Source organism: Streptosporangium sp. NBC_01639, assembly GCF_045209755.1.
Lineage (GTDB): Bacteria > Actinomycetota > Actinomycetes > Streptosporangiales > Streptosporangiaceae > Streptosporangium.
The window spans coordinates 2178411-2197210 of record NZ_CP109272.1 but is presented as its reverse complement, the minus strand read 5'-3'; the positions used below and the strand labels follow the sequence as shown (position 1 = coordinate 2197210).

Here is an 18800-nt window from a genome sequence, read left to right as displayed (position 1 = left end):
CTTCGCGGTGAGCCGTACCCACGCCTTTCCGGGGCCGGTACGGCGAGGCGTTCATCGTGTGGCGGGGCGAACTCGGCGATTCCACTTCGGAAGTTGCTCTCATTGATGAAAGTTCCAGCGAAGTTACTAACACCAATGAGAGCACGGCACGGTGCAGTCCATCGGCCGCAAGCGTGAGCTCGGGGGGCGGAGTCCTTCCGATGATCGCCGTCTCGAGGTCCGGGGTGACCACGGGGGGCCTGGCCGCCGCCTACGGACCCGAGGATCTGCTACAGGCCTGGAAATGAGGTCCGGTACGGCCCGCGCACCGGGGCGCGGGGCCGTACCGGGGGGTCACTCCGCGAACTCGGCGAGGGCGTCGACGAGCTGGTCGACGGCCCAGACGAGGTCCTCCTCGGAGACGACGATCGGCGGGGCCAGCCGGATGGTGGAGCCGTGGGTGTCCTTGGCGAGGACGCCGCGACGCATCAGCGCCTTGGATATCTCGCGCCCTGTCGCCAGGGAGGGATCGATGTCGATGCCCGCCCACAGGCCGCGGCCGCGTACGGTCACCACGCCCTGGCCGATGAGGCCGCGCAGTCTCTCGTGCAGGACCGCCCCGAGCTCCTTGGCCCGTGCCTGGTACTCGCCGGTGTTGAGGAGTTCGATGACCGCGCAGGCCACCGCGCAGGCGAGCGGGTTGCCGCCGAAGGTGGATCCGTGCTGGCCCGGCTTGATCACGCCGAGGACGTCCTCGTTGGCGGTGATCGCCGAGACGGGGACGACCCCGCCGCCCAGGGCCTTGCCCAGCACGTAGATGTCGGGGACGACCCCCTCGTGGTCGCAGGCGAAGGTGTCACCGGTGCGGCCGAGGCCGGACTGGATCTCGTCGGCGATCATCAGGATGTTCTCGGCGGTGCAGAGCTCGCGGACCTGGGTGAGGTAGCCGTCCGGCGGGACCAGCACGCCGGCCTCGCCCTGGATGGGCTCCAGCAGCACCGCGACGGTGTTGGCGTCGACGGCCTCGCGGATCGCCTCGACGGAGCCGTACTTCACCACCGTGAAGCCCGGAGTGTAGGGGCCGAAACCGTCATGGGCGTCGGGATCGGTGGAGAAGCTGACGATCGTGGTGGTGCGGCCGTGGAAGTTGTCCTCCATCACGATGATGTTGGCCTGGTCGGGGGCGACGCCCTTGACCTCGTAGCCCCACTTGCGGGCCACCTTGATCGCGGTCTCCACGGCCTCGGCGCCGGTGTTCATCGGCAGGACCATTTCCTTGCCGGTGAGATCGCCCAGCCCGGCGGCGAAGGCGGCGAACTGATCGTGGAAGAAGGCGCGGCTGGTCAGGGTGAGCCTGGCCAGCTGCTGCTGCGCCGCCTCAACGATCTTCGGATTACCGTGGCCGAAGTTCAGCGAGGAGTAACCGGACAGGCAGTCCAGGAACCGCTTGCCCTCCACATCGGTCACCCAGGCGCCCTGCGCCTCGTGGATCACGATGGGAAGCGGGTGGTAGTTGTGCGCGCTGCGGCGCTCACTGAGCTCGATGAACTCGTCTGTGGTGGTCATCCGATATTTGCCGTTTCTTTAGCTTTGGCCGTTATATCCACTTTCATCCCCGAATTTCGAGCGTGCAGCACTTCGGGCCGCCACCTGCTTTGCGTAGCTCCGACAGGTCGACGGGGATGACCTCGAAGCCGCGCCGCTTGAGCTCCAGTTGGAGGTTGGCCGCCTCGACGTTGATCACCACGTGCGTGCCGTCGCTGACTGCGTTGAGGCCCAGTACGGTCGCGTCGCTCTCGTCCGCGAGGACGGCGTCGGGGAACAGATTCCGTAGCACCTCTCGGCTTCCCGCCGAGAAGGCCCCTGGGAAGTATGCCACGTTATGTCCGTTTAGTGGGAACAGTGCGGTGTCCAGGTGGTAGAAGCGTGGGTCCACCAACTGCAGCGTCACCACCGGACGGCCGAGGAACTCCTGGGCCTCCTTGTGCGCGGTGATGTTCGTCCGGAAGCCCGTCCCGGCCAGCACCAACTGGTCGAGGGTGAGGAAGTCGCCCTCGCCCTCATTGGTGAAGGCCGCCTCGTGCACCCGGTCGTAGCCGTTGGCGACGAACCACCTCAGATACGCCGGTCCTTCGGCGGCGCGTTCCTGGTGGGCGAACCGCGCGCCGTAAACCCGGCCGCCGACGACCAGCGCCCCGTTGGCGGCGAAGACCATGTCCGGCAGACCCTCCACCGGGTCGATCAGGCTGACCTGGTGCCCGAGCTCCTCGTATGCGCTCTTGAGTCCTTCCCACTGCCGGACCGCCACCTCCCGGTCGGCGCCGGCCTCGGGGTGCATCCACGGGTTGATCGCATATTCAACCGCAAAGTAGGCGGGCCGACACATGAGGTAGTGCTTGGACATGGAGAACCCCAAAGGATGTCGTGGTGGGAACGGCAACAGCCTAGGAAGAGAGGTTCACGCAGGCCAAGAGTCCGATCGTGCGCGTTGGCGCAGTTCTCTTGCGTATATCAGGCAATAGACGGCGATTCGTTGTGCGCGGTGAGCAACGGAGCGTCGATCAGCCGGGAGAGCACGATGGAGCTCTTGGTCCGCACCACGAAGGCCTCCGAGGCGATGCGCTCGATCACCTGTTCCACGTGGCGCACGTCGGTGGCCCTGATGTGCAGCAGTGCGTCGGCCTCGCCGGTGATGGTGCATGCCGAGACCACCTCGGGAAGGCGGGCGACGGCCACCCCGATCTCCGCCGGCGAGGTCTTGCCCGCGCAGAAGAGCTCCACGTAGGCCTCGGTGGTCCAGCCGAGCGCCGCGGGCTCCACCCGCGTGGTGAACCCGGTGATGGCCCCCGTCTCGCGCAGCCGGTCCACCCGCCGTTTCACCGCCGACGCTGACAGGCCCACCCGCTGCCCGATCTCCGCATAGGTGCTGCGGGCGTCCTCGACGAGCGCCCCGATGATGTCACGATCCAGCCGATCCAGTTCCACGCTGCTTTGTAACACAACAGTTCACACCGGTGGGCGGCGCCGGTCGTGAAACGGCGGCGAGCCGCTCCGCGGCAGGGGAAGCGGGCGCTCCAGGACGCGGGAAGTGGGCCGCTCCGGACACGGGAAGCGGGCCGCTCCAGGACAGAAGCAGGTCGCTCCAGGACATGGGAAGCAGGCCGTTCCAAAACATGGAAAGAGGACCGCGACGGAATGTCGCGGTCCTCTTACCGTCTTACCGTAGTACGGCGGTCCGGATCCGGTATGTCCCGGCCGGGCGCAGGCAGACTAGGCGGGCTCGGCCTCGCCGGTGGCCTGCTCCATGGCCTCCTCCGGAGACGCCTCCAGGTCGTCGCCCGCCTGGGTGAGCGCCGACTGCTTGTCCAGGCGGACCCAGCTCGTCACGCTCTCGATGGCGAACAGCACACCGAGGTAGAGGGTGAGCGCGGCCAGCACCCAGGTCAGCACGTCGAACGCGGCACCGGCACCGATCAGCAGCAGCCGGAGCTCCCAGCCCAGTCCCGCCTTGAACACCCAGTCGGGCGGCCAGATGCTCTGCCTGGTCCGGTAAACCGTGTCGTAGGTGTGGTAGCCGATCACATAGATCAGCACGAAGAGCAGCCACTTGGGCGCGTCGGCGGCCAGGCCGATCAAAATGATCGTGAGGAACTCGGTGGTCCGGATCAGCGGCGGCATCAGCCAGTCGAGCTTGCCCAGATGGTCGCGGGCCGCCGTCGGCAGCACCAGGACCACCATGACCAGAACAGGGACGAGCAGCACGAAACCCTCGTCCAGCATCCCGGTCACCCCGATCGCGACGATCGCGAGCAGCGCGGCGAGCGCGGCCGGCACCGGGGGCAGCCCCGGCCCCATCTTGTCGCGGAGCGCCATCACCAGCGGACCGTCGTCACGGTAGGCGAGCAGCCGCGCCGTCTGGATGCGCAGCCGTTCCTCGTAGGGGTCGGGGACGGGGCTGGTCTGCGGCTGGGTGATCATGCGAGTGACCTCATCAGACGTCCGGTGAGCGTGTAGGTGGCGGCGATGCCGCCCCAGATGATCAGCGTGAGGAAGGTGACCCGGGCGTCGAAGAGGGCGCTGACGATGGCGATGGCGGCGAAACGCTCACCGATCGGGAAGACGATCATCTTGCGGGCCCAGTACACGGACCGGTGCTTGCCCGCCTTGCTCCACATCTTCAGCAGGCCTCTGATCCCGCCGCTACGCGCGATCTTGCGCTGCTCCAGCGCCGCGCGCAGGTCGGTGTCGGCGCTGACCGTCAGCGACACCGAGGGCAGCGGTGACGGGGGCTTGCGCCGGTTGGCCGCGCCGAACGAGAAGTCCAGCAGGTGCTTGCCGGACTGCAGGCTCAGCGCGATCAGCGCCAGTGTCCACACGTCGCCCACACCGGAGACAGCCGCGCCGATCGCCAGGCCGGCGAAGACCACATACTCCTTGAAACGGTCGAAGGTGGCATCCAGCCAGGCCCCGAGCACACCGAACTTGCGGGCGTAGCGGGCGACCTGCCCGTCCACGCAGTCGAACACGAACGCGAAGTAGATCAGGATGCCGCCGGCGACCATCCCCACCCTCGCCCCGGTGGCGAAACAGGCCGCCGCCGCCACACCCAGGGCGATGGAGATCAGCGTGACCTGGTTGGGCGTCAGCCCCCGCCGGGCCGCCCAGCGGGCGATGAAGCGGGAGTAGGTGCTGACGAAATAGGTGGTGAAGAAGCCGTCGGCACCCTTGACCGCGTTGTTCAGCCGGGCTTTGTCCTCGTTGATCAGGGACATCTCGGCCACCGACTCGTCGGCCTGCTCACGACTGACCAGCCGGCGGAAGTACAGGTCGCGGCGGCCTCGGATGCCGACCGAGACGCCTCGCCGTACCAGCCCCAGGACCAGGAGCTGGACCAGGTCGTCCTCGGGGCCGAGCAGGTGCGCCATGTCGGCGAGCTCGCGGGCGGCCTCGGCCAGCGTGGGCGCGTGCTTGTGGTGCAGGTGCAGCGGGCCGAGCAGGACGGCGTTGGGCCGGGTCACCGCGTGGTAGGCCGAGCCCACCGAGATCACCCGGGACTTGCTGACGCGTGCCCGGACTGGCAGGTCTTCCCAGACGTGGTCGCCGATCTCCGGCTCCGCCTCGTCGATCGGGACGTTGGGGACGATGGTGTCGCCGTTCTCGTCCTCCTCACGAGGCTCCTTGGCGACCAGCGCGAGCGCTCCGCGCTTCGACTTGGTGATCTGGTAGATCAGCTCGTCGTGGATCAGGGAGTTGGCCGGGAGAATGAGCAGGTTCTCCGTGGCGTGCTCGACCGCGTCGGCCACGGCGCGCAGGTCGCCGGCGAGATCGGAGGTCTCCACGAGACGACCGGGGAAGCCCCGGTAGGCCGGAGCGTCGCCGGTGCGGGCGATCGTCACCGGTGCGGAGTCGAGCGAGGCGAGCTGACCGTGCAGCTTGCCGATCACAGTGGGGCAGCCGGGCAGCGCGGGCAGAGTCAGCGCGGCGGACGGCGTCGACTGGGCCGGAGCGGCATCGGGGCCGGGCGATGAGCCCAGCAGGACCACGCGGGGCATGGCACCCTTTCGTGCGGGGGCGGGGTAAAACGTGGCGCGGGGAGGTCGCCAGAGGCCAAAGTTTAGTGAGTTTTGGATGAACAACATGCACTCGTGATCTATCTGTGCCACTTGACCATGATTGAAACCCTGTCACGCAGGGCATCCCACTAGACTGATCCAGTGAGTCTTTACCGTGATGACGGCATCGTGCTGCGCACCCACAAGCTGGGCGAGGCCGACCGGATCGTCACGGTCCTGACGAGGCGCACCGGCAAGATCCGAGGGGTCGCCAAAGGAGTCCGGCGGACCATGTCACGGTTCGGTGCCCGACTGGAACCGTTCACTCACGTGGATCTTCAGCTGCACACCGGCCGCACACTCGACGTGATCACTCAGGCCGAGACGATCCGCCCGTACGGCGAGGCGCTCGTCGCGGACTATCCGCGCTACACCGCGGGCAGCGCGATGCTGGAGACCGCCGACCGGCTGACCCTGGGGGAGAAGGAGCCGGCGCTCCGCCAGTTCCTGCTGCTCGTCGGTGGCCTGCGCACACTCGGTTCGGGAGAGCACGAGGCCCGGCTGGTGCTGGACGCCTACTTCCTGCGTTCGCTGGCCGTCGCCGGTTACGCCCCGGCGCTGGAGTCGTGCGCCCGCTGCCGGGCCCCCGCGATCCGGGCGTTCGCCATCGTGGCAGGGGGCGTGGTGTGCGGGGGCTGCCGTCCCGCGGGCGCCGCCGTGCCCGCCGGGGAGACCCTCGCCCTGATGATCGCGCTGCTGAAGGGCGACTGGCTCGCCGCCGACGCCTCCGCGGGCCGGCACCGCGCCGAATGCAGCGGACTGGTCGCCGCATACCTCCAATGGCACCTGGAACACGGCATACGCTCTCTCCGACACGTAGAAAGGGAGCCTGCCTCGTGAATGTCCGTCCCCCGGTCCCGCACCCCTCCGGTGCTGTCCCGCCCCCCATCCCGCGCGACCTCGTGCCCCGGCACGTGGCGATCGTGATGGACGGCAACGGCCGCTGGGCCAAACAGCGCGGGCTGCCGCGGACCGAGGGCCACAAGGCGGGTGAGGCATCGCTTTTCGACGTGATCGAGGGGGCGATCGAGCTCGGCATCCCCTACCTGTCGGCCTACGCCTTCTCCACCGAGAACTGGAAGCGCTCTCCCGACGAGGTGCGCTTCCTGATGGGTTTCAACCGTGACGTCATCCGCCGCCGCAGGGACGAGCTCCACGCCATGGGCGTGCGGGTCCGCTGGGCCGGCCGTCCCGGACGGCTGTGGAAGAGCGTCATCTCCGAGTTGCAGGACGCCGAGAGGATGACCGAGCGCAACTCCACACTGACCCTGCAGTTCTGCGTCAACTACGGCGGGCGCGCCGAGATCGTGGACGCGGCGCTGCGCCTGGCCGAGGACATCGCCGCCGGACGGGTGAAGCCGGGCCGGGTGCGGGAGGAGACCTTCGCCCGCTACCTCGACGAGCCCGAGATCCCCGACGTCGACCTGTTCGTGCGTTCCTCGGGCGAGCAGCGCACCTCCAACTACCTGATCTGGCAGATGGCCTACGCCGAGATGGTCTTCCTCAACCGGCTGTGGCCCGACTTCGACCGCCGGGACCTGTGGGAGGCCTGCGAGACCTACGCCAAACGCGACAGGCGGTACGGCGGGGCACTGCCCAACCCGGTCTGATCCCCCGGCGGGCGGGCGGGGCCCGGCGGCCGGTGAGACCGCCGGGCACGTTCCGGTTCATCGGAGGGTGGAGGAGACCGTCTTCGGCCTGCCGGCGCCGAGGAAGAAGATGCCGGGGAAGCCCTTCGTCTCGAACTTCCCGCTGCGGTTGTCGCGCAGGATGGACTTTTCGATGGTCATGCCGCCGGTGCGGTCGTTGCTGACGAAGAAGACGGCTCCGCCGCCCTCGGCGGCGCTGTTGTGCTCGATGACCGAGCCGGCGATCCGCACGGTGAACCTGTCGCCGTCGGTGTAGACGGCTCCGCCGCTGCCCCCGCCGGGCGTGCCGCCGCGCGCCGGGTTGGCGCCGTTCCCGATCGCCCGGTTGTGGGTCATGACGCTGTTGAGGATCACCCATGACACGCCGATGCTGCTCAGCGCGCCGCCGTTGGAGCACACACCGCCCTGGCCCGCGGCCCCGCCGAACGTGCTGTCGACCACGTAGACCGGCTGGTCGCGCCACTGGTCGAGCACCCGGATGGCCGCCCCGCCGAGGTCCGGCCCGGTGGGCTCGCACCGGTTGCGGACGAAGGAGGAGCCGACCACCTTGAGCCTGCCGCCGCGCACGAACACCGCGCCGCCGCCTCCGCCGTCGGCCCGCTGCCCGGTGGCGTTGCCGTCGGCGAACGTCAGGTTCTGGACCGTGAGCTGCGGCCTGTCCTGGTCTTGGCAGTGCGAGGTGGTCCACTTCTGCGCCTTGTCGCAGGTGTTCATGTAGAGGATCCGCCGCCTGCCCTCGCCGCTGAGCGTCACCTTGCCGCCGCCGTCGAGGACGACCCGCGCGCTGGTGTTGACCACCTTCGCGGTCGCCTTCATCCTGATCGTCACCGGCTTCGGGCCGCAGGAGAAGGTGATGATGCCGCCCGCGGCGACCGCCGCCACCACGGCCTGCGAGGTGCAGCTCGCAGGGGTGCCCCTGCCCACGACGCGGGTGGGCCGGGAGGTGTCGACCGCGCGTGCCTCGGCCGGGACGGACGCGCGCCCTCTCGGGTTGCCCGGGGCGGACCGCACGCCGCTCGGGGTCGACGACAACGAATCACCGGTGCTCCGGGCTACGCCCGCCGCCACCGGGGGGAGGCCCACCGCACCGCCGGCCAGCAGCACAAAACTTGACATAAGGGAGATAACGCCATGCTTTACGTGCATGCCGGGACCTTACCGGTCTCCGCCTCGGCTCCGTGGTGCTTTGCCACGTTCGATGACCGTCTGCTTCGCCTCGGGAGCGGGACGCCACGGCGACTTCGGTGCGCGCCGAGGAGCGGTCAGGCCTTGACCTCGCGCAGGCGGCCGGTCTCGACGTCGTAGATGAAACCGCGCACGGAGTCGGTGTGCGGGATGAAGGGGTCGTCCTTGATGCGGTTGATGGACTGCACGATGTCCTCTTCGAGGTCGGTGAAGGCCTCGGCCGCCCAATCCGGCTTGATCCCGACCTCCGCCTGGATCTGCTGCTTGAACCCGTCGTCGGTGAAGGTGAGCATGCCGCAGTCGGTGTGGTGGATGAGGATGATCTCTCGAGTGCCGAGCAGGCGCTGGCTGATGGCCAGGCTGCGGCGCTCGTCGGCGGTCACCACGCCGCCCGCGTTGCGGATGACGTGCGCGTCGCCTTCGGTGAGCCCCAGCAGGCCGTAGGGGTTGAGGCGAGCGTCCATGCAGGCCAGCACGGCCACCTGGCGTGCCGGCGGCAGCGGCAGCTCGCCCTTGTCGAAGGTCGTCGCGTAACGCTCGGCGTTGGCCAGAAGCTCGTCGGTGACACTCATGGATTCTCCTTCGGGGGATCGAGTCGTCACAGGACAACCTATCCCCATTACCTACTCAGTCAATAGGTAATAACGGAGTGTAGTGTCAGGCGCGGCGGCGGGCGCGGTAGGCGGCGACGTGCATGCGGTTTCCGCACGTCCGGCTGTCGCAGTAGACCCGGGAGCGGTTGCGCGACTCGTCCACGAAGACGTGACCGCAGTCGGGGGCCGAGCAGGTGCGCAGCCGTCCCCACTCGCCCTCGACGAGCAGGTGGGAGAGTGCGACGCCCAGGTCCGCGGAGAGGTGTTCGGCGAGCGAGGCGCCGGGGGCGAAGTAGTGGACGTGCAGGGCGTGGCCGTCGTGCTCGGTCAGGCGCGGGGTGATGCGGCTGCCGCTCAACAACGTGTTCAGCCGGATGACCGCGGTGGGCTGGTCGGGAGCGGTGAAAACCTTGTGGAAGGCCTCGCGCAGGGCGCGCACCTGGCTCAGGTCCGTGGCGTCGAGATCGCCGATGCCGCTCACCTCACGGCGTTCCACGAACTCGCAGAGCTGCGCCAGGTCGGTCAGCCGGTCCTCGCCTCCGGTGGAGGGAGAGGTGTTGACAAGATCGACCACTGTGGCGAGCGAGTACACCATGTCATGTCCGAATGGCATGTTGACTCCCGTTGATGCGGTTTCAGTGTTGAGTTGAGAGGTCCGTACGGCGGCTCGCCGTCTCGGAAGAGTACCTCTCCGGCATGCGTCCTGGGAGATCATGTGATCGCACAACGTCACACGGTACGGGGTGCGCGACCGGTGTGATGCCCACGGCGTCGTTCCCGGCTGCCGCGTCCCGTTCGGTGGCGGCACGCTCCGTCCCCGCATGCGGTCAGGCCCGCCCGGTGTGGCCCGGGTGCCTGTGGCCCGTCAGGCCCGGCTCGACGCCTCCGCGGGTCTGACGGCCACCGAGCAGGAGCCGCAGGTGCCGAAGACCTCGATGGTATGGGTGATCTCGGTGAAGCCGTGTTCGGAGCCGACCGCCTCGGCCCAGCGCTCCACCGCGGGTCCGGCCACCTCCACGGTGCGTCCGCAGCGGCGGCAGACCAGGTGGTGGTGGTGGTCACTGCTGGTGCACGCGCGGTAGACCGACTCGCCGTCGTCGGTCCTGAGCATGTCGACATGACCGCTGTCGGCCAGCGCCTGAAGCGCCCGGTACACCGTGGTCAGGCCGATCTTCGCCCCTTCCGCGCGCATCTCGGCGTAGACGTCCTGCGCGCTGCGGAAGCCCTTGCTCTGGCGGAGAATCTCGTGGACGGCATCACGTCTGTTGCTCATCGGATGGGCTCCTCTGCTCGGCTCCGGCGTACGAATCTACCGAGCCCGAGGGCAAGGACGAACCCCGCGAGAGCCACGATCACGATGATCGCGCCCGGGGGCACCTCGACGTAGAACGAGGAGGTCAATCCGCCGACCGTGGCGACCATCCCGAAAACCATGGAAAGCCCCATCGTGCTCAAGAAACCCCGGGTGAGCTGTTGGCTGGCGGCCACCGGGACCACCATCAACGCGCTGACCAGCAGCAGCCCTACCACGCGCATGGCGATGACGACGGTCAGCGCGGCGGTGACGGCGATCAGCAGGCTGAGGAAGCGCACCGGCAGGCCGCTCGCCCGGGCGACCTCCTCGTCCTGGCAGAGCACGTACAGCTCGCGCCCGAAGAAGGCCACCACGCCCAGCACGGCGATCGCCAGCAAGCCGATCACCCACACGTCCTGGGCGCTGACGCTGCTGATCGAGCCGAACAGGTAGGACATCAGGGTGGCGTTGCTGCCGCCTGGAGCCAGCGAGATGAGCAGCACGCCTCCGGCGATGCCGCCGTAGAAGAGCAGCGCGAGCGCCACGTCGCCACTGGTCCTGCCACGTGCCCGGACCAGTTCGATCGCCACGGCGCCGAGCACCGAGACCACCACGGCGGTCAGCACGGGCGCGGTACCGGTCAGGAAGCCGAGCGCCACACCGGTCAGGGCGACGTGTCCGATGCCGTCGCCCAGCAGGGCCAGCCGGCGCTGCACGATGAACGTGCCGATGGCCGGGGCGGCCAGGCCGACCAGGAGGGCGGCGATCAGCGCCCGCTGCATGAAGTCGAACTGCAGAAGGTCGATCACGGTACCGGTCTCCAGTCGAGCGGGCTTGAGGGTTTCTCCTCGGCGTGCGGATGCACATGGTCATGACCGGGCAGCGCGTGCGTGCCGACGGCGTGGGGCGGCGGCCCGTCATGGCAGACGCATCCGTCTCTGATCACCACCGCCCGGGTGATGAGCGGCTCCAGAGGGCCGAGTTCGTGGGCGACGAGCAGGACCGTCTTGCCCTGCCCGACGAGCACCGACAGGGTGTCGGCCAGCAGCTGCTGGCTCTCGGAGTCCACGCCCGCCGTGGGCTCGTCCATCACGAAGGCGTCGGGCTCTCCGGCCAGGGCGCGGGCGATCAGCACCCGCTGCTGCTGCCCGCCGGACAGGGCCTGGACCGGGTCTCCGGCGCGATGGGCCATGCCGACGGCCTCCAGTGCGGCGGTGGTCGCCGCACGGTCGGCGGAACTGGTCGGACGGAGCCGCCGCTGCCGGGCGATCCTGCCCGAGGCGACGACCTCGCGGATGGTGGTCGGCACGCCGCCGCCCACCGAGAGCCGCTGGGGGACGTAGCCGATCCGCCGCCACTCGCGGAAACGCGCGGGTGGTGTGCCGTACAGAAGGGTCGAACCACCGGACAACGGGGTCAGGCCGAGCAGGGCGCGGATGAGGGTGGATTTGCCCGACCCGTTCGCGCCGAGCACGGCCACGACCTCACCGGGCTCGATGGTCAGGTCGACGCCGCGGAGCACCGGGCGGTGGTCCAGACTGACCTGGCCGCCGCGCATGGTGAAAACAGTTTGGTTGGATGTCACGAGTCGCCTTTATGAGCAGCCGAGGGCCGCTTGAAGTGCGGTGAGGTTCTGGCGCATGGCGGACAGGTAGTCGCCGGTCGCCGGCTGGCTTTCGACCGGGTCGAGGACCGCGGTTTTGGCACCGACCTCCTGGGCGAGCACCTCGGCGACCTTGGGGCTGACGAGGGTCTCGGTGAAAATGGTAGTCACCTTCTCCTGTTTGGACACCTTCACGACCTCGGCGATGCGGGCGGGAGAGGGCTCGGCGTCCGGATTGAGGCCGCTGACCCCGACCTGGCGGAGCTTGTATCGGTCGGCGAGATAGCCGAACGCGGTGTGGCTGGTGACGATCGCCTGCGAACCGCAGGTGCTCAGACCCTGCGCCAGTTCGCCGTCCAGGGCGTTGAGATCGGCCACGGTCGTGGCGGCCCGCTCCCGGTAACCCTGCGCGTGGGCGGGGTCCGCGGTGGCGAGCCGCTCACCGAGCTTGGTCGCGACCGTCGCGAAACGGGAGGGATCCAGCCAGAGGTGCGGGTCGTAGCCGGGGCCGTGGCCGGGTTCCTCGCCCTCGTGCTCCTCGCCGGCGACCGCAGGGAGGGTCGTGACCGTGGTCGCCGCGTCGAAGTCCCGGCCGGCGGCGTGCTGCGCGACCGCCTCGTCCACGGCGGGCTGCACGCCTTTGATGTAGGCGACCAGAGCGGTCTCCTGCAGCCCGGCCACCTGGAGCGGAGTGAGCTCCAGGTCGTGCGGCTCGACGCCCGGCTTGGTCAGACCGGTGACGGTGGCATCGGGACCGCCCACCCGTTCGGCCAGCCACTGCAGGGGATACATGGCGGCGGTGATGTTGGTCTTCCCCCCGGATGCGCCCCCCGACTGGGCGGTGTCGGCCGAGCCGGAACCGCAGGCGGCGGTGGCGGCGAGAACGGTCGAGAGGGCGAGCGCACTAACCGCACGCACAGGTATACGTCGGGAGAAGTCGGACATCATAGGGACCAGTATGGACGCTAATGAAAACGATTGTCAAAATCAATACGGCGAAGCCGGCCCCTGAGGCACGGGTGGTCCCGCCGACCGGCGGGCTCCGAAGCCGATGCGGCGTCTCCGAACCCCGACCGGGCCTCCCGGACCGGTCCGCCTGCTTCCCGCCGAGGATTTCCCGGTCGGCGTTCGGTGGGAGCCGCTAGAAGGCCCCGAAACGATCGGCGGCGAGCAGGATGAGGAAGGTGATCAGGACGACACGCAGCAGACGGCCCCGGACGCCGAGCGACGGCCAGGACATGTAGGCGAGCCAGCCGACGAATCCGAGCACCGGCAGCACCGCGAGGCCGCCCCAGAAGGACGGCACCGCGAAGCCGACCAGAAGCAGGACCACGAGCGCCACCGGGGCGATCCACCGGGGAAGCTGGAACAGGAAGACCAGCGGGGCCGCGCTGCGACGCTCGACCTCCTTCCGCAGGCCGGTCGCGCCCGGGGTGAAGAACTGCTCGCCTGGCGGGAGCGGGCGTTTCCCCTGCTGGGGACGGCGCTGGGCGAGCGGGTGTGCGGGGCGTTCGTTGCGCTTGTCGGCCACAGGTCCGAGCCTAATGCCGGGATGCCCGGGGCAGATAGGGAGCGGGCGCGTGCGTGGTCACCTGCGAGTCCTGCGGAAGGGAGCGGGCGGCAGGGCTCTGGCATGCTGTGCGGATGCTTGCTCTCATCCGTTACTCGGTGCCGTCCGGCAGGACCGAGGAGTTCTTGTCCCAGGCTCACGACATCGTCGACACCTTCGCCGCGCAGCCCGGTTACGTGCGCGGCAAGGTGGTCCGGTCGGTGGACGAGCCGGCGTTGTGGGCGCTGGTCAGCGAGTGGGAGGGGGCCGGCTTCTACCGGAGGGCCCTGGGCGCTGCGCGGATGGCGATGTATCCGCTGATGACATTGATGATCAATGAGCCGAGCGCCTTCGAGGACGTTAGCCGTTCCTGAAGGGCTTTTCGGGGACAAGGCGGGCGTGATGCTCCATGCGCGCCTGCGCTCCCTGCCGACTCCCCTAAGCTGGGAACTCAATTATTCCTCGCCGACCTCCAGCCGGATGGAGATTTTCCCTTATGGCACGCCGTACGGACATCATGGACACCATCGTCAGCCTTGCCAAGCGACGTGGCCTTGTCTACCCCTCCAGTGAGATCTACGGCGGCCTGCGGGCCTCGTGGGACTACGGTCCGCTGGGTGTGGAGCTCAAGAGCAATGTGAAGCGGCAGTGGTGGAAGAGCATGGTGCAGGGCCGCGACGATGTGGTCGGCCTTGACTCCTCCGTGATCCTGGCCCGTGAGGTGTGGCAGGCCAGCGGCCACGTCGAGACGTTCACCGACCCGCTGACCGAGTGCCAGGCGTGTCACAAGCGCTACCGTGCCGACCACCTCGAAGAGGCCTACGAGGAGAAGCACGGCAAGGCGCCCGCTGAAGGCCTGGCCGACATCACCTGCCCCAACTGCGGCAACAAGGGCTCCTTCACCGCGCCCAAGCAGTTCAGCGGCCTGCTGAAGACCTACCTCGGCGCGGTCGAGGACGAGTCCGGTCTGGCCTACCTGCGGCCGGAGACCGCCCAGGGCATCTTCATCAACTACCTCAACGTGCAGCAGTCCGCGCGCAAGAAGATCCCGTTCGGTATCGGTCAGATCGGCAAGTCGTTCCGCAACGAGATCACCCCGGGTAACTTCATCTTCCGCACCCGCGAGTTCGAGCAGATGGAGATGGAGTTCTTCGTCAAGCCGGGCACCGACGAGGAGTGGCACCAGTACTGGATCGACGAGCGCTTCGGCTGGTACACCGACCTGGGCATCAACCCGGAGAACCTCCGCATCTACGAGCACCCGCAGGAGAAGCTGTCCCACTACTCCAAGCGGACCGTCGACATCGAGTACCGCTTCAACTTCACCGGCAGCGAGTGGGGTGAGCTCGAAGGCGTCGCCAACCGGACGGACTTCGACCTGACCGCGCACGGCAAGGCCTCCGGCACCGACCTCAGCTTCTTCGAGCAGGACACCGGCGAGCGCTACGTTCCGTACGTGATCGAGCCGGCCGCCGGCGTCGACCGCGCCACGCTCACCTTCCTGCTCGACGCCTACACCGAGGACGAGGCGCCCAACGCCAAGGGCGTCCTGGAGAAGCGCACGGTCATGCGCCTCGACCACCGCCTCGCGCCCGTCAAGGTCGCGGTGCTCCCGCTCTCCCGCAACGCCGACCTGTCGCCGAAGGCCAAGGACCTGGCCGCCCAGCTCCGCCGCCGCTGGAACGTCGAGTTCGACGACGCGGGCGCGATCGGCCGCCGCTACCGCCGCCAGGACGAGATCGGCACGCCGTTCTGCGTCACCGTCGACTTCGACACCCTCGACGACCACGCGGTGACCATCCGCGAGCGCGACTCGATGGCGCAGGAGCGGGTGGCTCTCGACCAGGTCGAGTCCTACTTCCGCCAGCACCTCAACGACTGATCTTCACCGGTTCCGGATACGGCTCCCGCCACACAGGTGGGAGCCGTATCCGTCTGTCCGGGGTCGACCGCGCTGAACAGCGACAGCCCGTGTCCCTGCGGACGGCGACGCAGCTCACCAGACGGTCGTCCGGCCGGTCCTCCCGGATGGGAATGACGGGCAGCGAGCTCGACCGGTCCTCCCGGATGGGAATGACGGGCAGCGAGCTCGACCGGTCCTCCCGGATGGGAATGACGGGCAGCGAGCTCGACCGGTCCTTGCTGGGGCTGCGCTCGAACAGCGGGGCGAGCCGCCGGTCGCAGCCCCTCTCGGCCGGATGGTCGACCCTTCTCTGGCCCGGCCACCTCCCCTCGGGCCGGTCGAACCTGGCCGGCACCGCACCCTCGTGCGCGTCGGTGCACTCGGCGGGAATCACGTCCCCCACGGTTTCGTCGAACACGTCATCCACGCACGTACCCGGCACGATGCCGTTGATGTAAGCGATCTTTCTGTCGTCCCCGGCCGACTCCTCTGAATGCCGGGTAATTGGTTTATACCAATTGGTTTATACCAATTCTCAGGACGGCCGATACGGCAGTTGATTTGGCGCCGATTATCATTGGATTAGACCGCAGCATGGTGCTTGAGCTGCTCAAACGTGGTGTATGGCATTGAGTGATGTTTCATCATCTTATTCATCGGTAGAGTCCGAAGAGAGGCGGAACCACGCGTCGTTTGAAGTCGCAGAAGGAGCAACCGTGCCCAAGTACGTTTACGACTTCACCGAGGGCAACAAAGATCTCAAAGATCTGCTCGGCGGTAAGGGTGCCAACCTGGCGGAGATGACCAATCTTGGGCTGCCGGTGCCCCCCGGCTTCACCATCACCACCGACGCGTGCCGCCGTTTCCTGAAGGACGGTGCGCTCCCCGACGGCCTGGACGAGGAGGTCTCCGGCCACCTGGCCGCCCTGGAGCGGCGGATGGGACGTCGTCTGGGCCAGGCCGACGACCCGCTGCTGGTCAGCGTGCGCTCCGGGGCGAAGTTCTCCATGCCCGGGATGATGGAGACCGTTCTCAACATCGGGCTGAACGATGAGTCGGTGCACGGCCTGGCCAAGCAGTCCGGCGGCAACGAGCGCTTCGCCTGGGACTCCTACCGGCGTCTCATCCAGATGTTCGGCAAGACCGTCCAGGACATCGACGCCGCGCTGTTCGACGACGCCCTCGAGGAGCTCAAGAACGGCCGTGACGACCTGGATCTGGAGGCGGCCGACTTCCAGCGGCTCGTCGAGACCTACAAGGGCATCATCCGCACCCAGACCGGACAGGACTTCCCGGCCGACCCGCACCAGCAGATGAGCATGGCCGTCAAGGCGGTCTTCGACTCCTGGAACGCCCCGCGCGCCATCCTCTACCGCCGCCAGGAGCGCATCCCGGCCGACCTCGGTACGGCGGTCAACGTCTGTTCGATGGTCTTCGGCAACTGCGGCATGGACTCCGGCACCGGTGTCGCCTTCACCCGCGACCCCGGTACCGGGCAGCAGGGTGTCTACGGCGACTACCTGCAGAACGCCCAGGGGGAGGACGTGGTCGCGGGCATCCGCAACACCATGTCGCTGCAGGAGCTGGAGGGCATCGACAAGTCCGTCTACGACGAACTCCTGCAGATCATGGGGAAGCTGGAGAACCACTACCGCGACCTGTGCGACATCGAGTTCACCGTCGAACGCGGCAAGCTCTGGATGCTCCAGACCCGCGTGGGCAAGCGGACCGCGGGCGCCGCGTTCCGCATCGCCGTGCAGCTCGTCGACCAGGGTCTGATCGACCTCGACGAGGCTGTCAGCCGGGTCACCGGCGACCAGCTCGCCCAGTTGATGTTCCCGCGTTTCGCCAAGGACGCGGAGCGGACGAAGATCACCACCGGGATGAACGCCTCTCCCGGGGCGGCCGTCGGCAGGGCCGTCTTCTCCTCCGAACGGGCGGTCGAGCTCGCGGCCCGGGGCGAGGCCGTCATCCTGGTCCGGCACGAGACCAACCCGGACGACCTGTCCGGCATGATCGCCGCGCAGGGGGTGCTGACGGGCCGGGGCGGCAAGACCTCGCACGCCGCCGTGGTCGCCCGCGGCATGGGCAAGACCTGCGTCTGCGGCGCCGAGGAGCTGAGGGTCTCCGCCGACGATCGCAGTTTCACCGCTCCCGGTGGCGTCGTGGTCTCCGAGGGAGACGTCATCTCCATCGACGGCTCCAGCGGAGCCGTCTACCTCGGGGAGGTGCCCGTGGTCGCCTCCCCGGTCGTGGAGTACTTCGAGGGGACGGGCGACACCGGCGACGAGCTGGTCCAGGCGGTGCACCGCCTCATGGGCCACGCCGACGCGTCCCGGCGGCTGGACGTGCGGGCCAACGCCGACAACGCCGAGGACGCCGCCCGCGCCCGCCGATTCGGCGCCCAGGGAATCGGGCTGTGCCGTACCGAGCACATGTTCCTCGGAGACCGCCGCCGGCTCGTCGAGGATCTGGTCCTGGCCGTCTCGCCCGAGGAGCGGGAGCGGGCGCTGGCCGCGCTGCAGCCGCTGCAGAAGGCGGACTTCACCGAGATCTTCCAGGCGATGGACGGCCTGCCCGTCACGGTCCGTCTGATCGACCCGCCGCTGCACGAGTTCCTGCCCGACTTCACCGACCTGTCGGTCAAGGTCGCCCTCGCCGGCGAGCAGGCCGATGACAGGGACCGCAGGCTGCTCGCCGCGGTCAAGCGCCTGCACGAGCAGAACCCGATGCTGGGCCTGCGCGGGGTACGGCTCGGCCTGGTCATCCCCGGCCTGTTCGCCATGCAGGTCAGGGCGGTCGCCGAGGCGGCCAAGGCGGTCCCGGGAGCCCGCGCGGAGATCATGATTCCGCTCGTCGCCGCCGTTCAGGAGCTGGAGATCGTCCGGGACGAGGCGCGGGCGATCCTCGCCGAGGCCGGGGTCGAAGCGCTGGTCGGCACCATGATCGAGGTGCCGCGCGCGGCGCTGACCGCGGGGCAGATCGCCGAGGCCGCCGAGTTCTTCTCCTTCGGCACCAACGACCTGACCCAGTTGACCTGGGGCTTCTCCCGTGACGACGTCGAGGCCGCGTTCTTCGCCAAGTATCTGGATCTGGGCGTCTTCGGAGTCTCCCCGTTCGAGTCCCTGGACCGAGACGGTGTCGGCCGGCTCGTCCGGATCGCCGTCGAGGAGGGACGCCGGACCCGTCCCGACCTCAAGCTCGGCATCTGCGGTGAACACGGCGGCGACCCCGGCTCCGTCCATTTCTGCCACGAGGCCGGCCTGGACTACGTGTCCTGCTCGCCGTTCCGCATCCCGGTCGCCCGGCTGGAGGCCGGCCGCGCGGCCCTGGCGGAGGGCGCAGGCACCCGCTGACCCCTCGCTCTCGGGGGCCCTCCACCCGCGGGCGGCGGGCCCCCGAGAGCGTCGTGTGGCCCGATGCCGGGTCGGTG

At 68.6% G+C, this 18800-nt stretch carries 19 protein-coding genes; 5 read left to right on the top strand and 14 right to left on the bottom strand.

The window, feature by feature from the left end; all coding sequences use genetic code 11:
- Positions 1-333 precede the first annotated feature (333 nt).
- From rocD to OHA77_RS09790, 5 genes are all read right to left on the bottom strand, one after another.
- Positions 334-1545 (bottom strand): ornithine--oxo-acid transaminase, encoded by a 1212-nt coding sequence (rocD, locus tag OHA77_RS09810; RefSeq protein WP_326820943.1) that lies wholly within the window; start codon positions 1543-1545, stop codon positions 334-336.
- A gap of 43 nt (positions 1546-1588) precedes the next feature.
- Positions 1589-2383: a dimethylargininase gene (gene ddaH, locus OHA77_RS09805; protein ID WP_406317577.1), complete on the bottom strand. Its 795-nt coding sequence runs from the start codon at positions 2381-2383 to the stop codon at positions 1589-1591.
- A 107-nt stretch (positions 2384-2490) separates the two neighbouring features.
- Complete coding sequence (locus OHA77_RS09800) at positions 2491-2964, bottom strand: Lrp/AsnC family transcriptional regulator (RefSeq protein ID WP_326820945.1); 474 nt, start codon at positions 2962-2964, stop codon at positions 2491-2493.
- A gap of 285 nt (positions 2965-3249) precedes the next feature.
- Positions 3250-3957 carry a DUF5941 domain-containing protein gene (locus OHA77_RS09795; RefSeq protein ID WP_406317576.1) on the bottom strand — a complete coding sequence of 236 codons (708 nt, stop codon included), beginning with the start codon at positions 3955-3957 and terminating at the stop codon, positions 3250-3252.
- The gene (locus OHA77_RS09790) at positions 3954-5531 is read right to left on the bottom strand and encodes a CDP-alcohol phosphatidyltransferase family protein (RefSeq protein ID WP_406317575.1); all 1578 of its coding nucleotides are present in this window, start codon (positions 5529-5531) and stop codon (positions 3954-3956) included. The genes OHA77_RS09795 and OHA77_RS09790 overlap by 4 nt, the downstream gene beginning before the upstream one ends.
- 162 nt (positions 5532-5693) lie before the next feature.
- Here OHA77_RS09790 and recO point away from each other — a divergent pair, with 162 nt between their 5' ends.
- Positions 5694-6431 carry a DNA repair protein RecO gene (recO, locus tag OHA77_RS09785; protein WP_326820948.1) on the top strand — a complete coding sequence of 246 codons (738 nt, stop codon included), beginning with the start codon at positions 5694-5696 and terminating at the stop codon, positions 6429-6431.
- Positions 6428-7201 (top strand): isoprenyl transferase, encoded by a 774-nt coding sequence (locus OHA77_RS09780; RefSeq protein ID WP_326820949.1) that lies wholly within the window; start codon positions 6428-6430, stop codon positions 7199-7201. Before recO ends, OHA77_RS09780 begins: the two co-directional genes overlap by 4 nt.
- 57 nt (positions 7202-7258) lie before the next feature.
- Here OHA77_RS09780 and OHA77_RS09775 read toward each other — a convergent pair whose 3' ends face one another.
- The 8 genes from OHA77_RS09775 to OHA77_RS09740 all read right to left on the bottom strand — a co-directional run bounded on the left by OHA77_RS09775 (position 7259) and on the right by OHA77_RS09740 (position 13446).
- Positions 7259-8356, bottom strand: coding sequence for a hypothetical protein (locus OHA77_RS09775; protein WP_406317573.1), 1098 nt, complete (start codon positions 8354-8356; stop codon positions 7259-7261).
- A 146-nt stretch (positions 8357-8502) separates the two neighbouring features.
- The gene (locus tag OHA77_RS09770; RefSeq protein ID WP_406317571.1) at positions 8503-8997 is read right to left on the bottom strand and encodes a beta-class carbonic anhydrase; all 495 of its coding nucleotides are present in this window, start codon (positions 8995-8997) and stop codon (positions 8503-8505) included.
- 85 nt (positions 8998-9082) lie between these two features.
- Positions 9083-9631, bottom strand: a complete 549-nt coding sequence (locus OHA77_RS09765; protein WP_406317569.1) for a CGNR zinc finger domain-containing protein — start codon at positions 9629-9631, stop codon at positions 9083-9085.
- Between the two features lie 252 nt (positions 9632-9883).
- Entirely contained in the window at positions 9884-10291 is a 408-nt protein-coding gene (locus tag OHA77_RS09760; RefSeq protein ID WP_326820952.1) for a transcriptional repressor, read from the bottom strand.
- Complete coding sequence (locus OHA77_RS09755) at positions 10288-11121, bottom strand: metal ABC transporter permease (RefSeq protein WP_406317567.1); 834 nt, start codon at positions 11119-11121, stop codon at positions 10288-10290. The genes OHA77_RS09760 and OHA77_RS09755 overlap by 4 nt, the downstream gene beginning before the upstream one ends.
- Positions 11118-11897, bottom strand: coding sequence for a metal ABC transporter ATP-binding protein (locus OHA77_RS09750; protein ID WP_406317566.1), 780 nt, complete (start codon positions 11895-11897; stop codon positions 11118-11120). Before OHA77_RS09750 ends, OHA77_RS09755 begins: the two co-directional genes overlap by 4 nt.
- A gap of 9 nt (positions 11898-11906) precedes the next feature.
- Complete coding sequence (locus OHA77_RS09745; RefSeq protein ID WP_406317564.1) at positions 11907-12833, bottom strand: metal ABC transporter substrate-binding protein; 927 nt, start codon at positions 12831-12833, stop codon at positions 11907-11909.
- 223 nt (positions 12834-13056) lie between these two features.
- The gene (locus tag OHA77_RS09740) at positions 13057-13446 is read right to left on the bottom strand and encodes a DUF6703 family protein (RefSeq protein WP_406317562.1); all 390 of its coding nucleotides are present in this window, start codon (positions 13444-13446) and stop codon (positions 13057-13059) included.
- 113 nt (positions 13447-13559) lie between these two features.
- Here OHA77_RS09740 and OHA77_RS09735 point away from each other — a divergent pair, with 113 nt between their 5' ends.
- Together OHA77_RS09735 and OHA77_RS09730 are read left to right on the top strand one after the other, a co-directional pair.
- Positions 13560-13838 (top strand): antibiotic biosynthesis monooxygenase, encoded by a 279-nt coding sequence (locus OHA77_RS09735; RefSeq protein WP_326820956.1) that lies wholly within the window; start codon positions 13560-13562, stop codon positions 13836-13838.
- Positions 13839-13960: 122 nt separating this feature from the next.
- Entirely contained in the window at positions 13961-15346 is a 1386-nt protein-coding gene (locus OHA77_RS09730) for a glycine--tRNA ligase (protein ID WP_326820957.1), read from the top strand.
- Here the strand turns inward: OHA77_RS09730 and OHA77_RS09725 are convergent.
- Entirely contained in the window at positions 15336-15794 is a 459-nt protein-coding gene (locus tag OHA77_RS09725; protein ID WP_406317561.1) for a hypothetical protein, read from the bottom strand. The two genes, OHA77_RS09730 and OHA77_RS09725, sit on opposite strands and share 11 nt — an antisense overlap.
- A gap of 289 nt (positions 15795-16083) precedes the next feature.
- Between OHA77_RS09725 and ppdK the strand changes: the two genes are divergently transcribed.
- Positions 16084-18723 carry a pyruvate, phosphate dikinase gene (gene ppdK / locus OHA77_RS09720; protein WP_406317560.1) on the top strand — a complete coding sequence of 880 codons (2640 nt, stop codon included), beginning with the start codon at positions 16084-16086 and terminating at the stop codon, positions 18721-18723.
- Positions 18724-18800 lie beyond the last annotated feature (77 nt).

Coding starts and splice junctions, on each gene's coding strand:
- rocD (WP_326820943.1), bottom strand. CDS start 1,545: ATGACCACCACAGACGAGTTCATCGAGCTCAGTGAGCGCCGCAGCGCG.
- ddaH (WP_406317577.1), bottom strand. CDS start 2,383: ATGTCCAAGCACTACCTCATGTGTCGGCCCGCCTACTTTGCGGTTGAA.
- OHA77_RS09795 (WP_406317576.1), bottom strand. CDS start 3,957: ATGATCACCCAGCCGCAGACCAGCCCCGTCCCCGACCCCTACGAGGAA.
- OHA77_RS09790 (WP_406317575.1), bottom strand. CDS start 5,531: ATGCCCCGCGTGGTCCTGCTGGGCTCATCGCCCGGCCCCGATGCCGCT.
- OHA77_RS09775 (WP_406317573.1), bottom strand. CDS start 8,356: ATGTCAAGTTTTGTGCTGCTGGCCGGCGGTGCGGTGGGCCTCCCCCCG.
- OHA77_RS09770 (WP_406317571.1), bottom strand. CDS start 8,997: ATGAGTGTCACCGACGAGCTTCTGGCCAACGCCGAGCGTTACGCGACG.
- OHA77_RS09765 (WP_406317569.1), bottom strand. CDS start 9,631: ATGCCATTCGGACATGACATGGTGTACTCGCTCGCCACAGTGGTCGAT.
- OHA77_RS09760 (WP_326820952.1), bottom strand. CDS start 10,291: ATGAGCAACAGACGTGATGCCGTCCACGAGATTCTCCGCCAGAGCAAG.
- OHA77_RS09735 (WP_326820956.1), top strand. CDS start 13,560: ATGCTTGCTCTCATCCGTTACTCGGTGCCGTCCGGCAGGACCGAGGAG.
- OHA77_RS09730 (WP_326820957.1), top strand. CDS start 13,961: ATGGCACGCCGTACGGACATCATGGACACCATCGTCAGCCTTGCCAAG.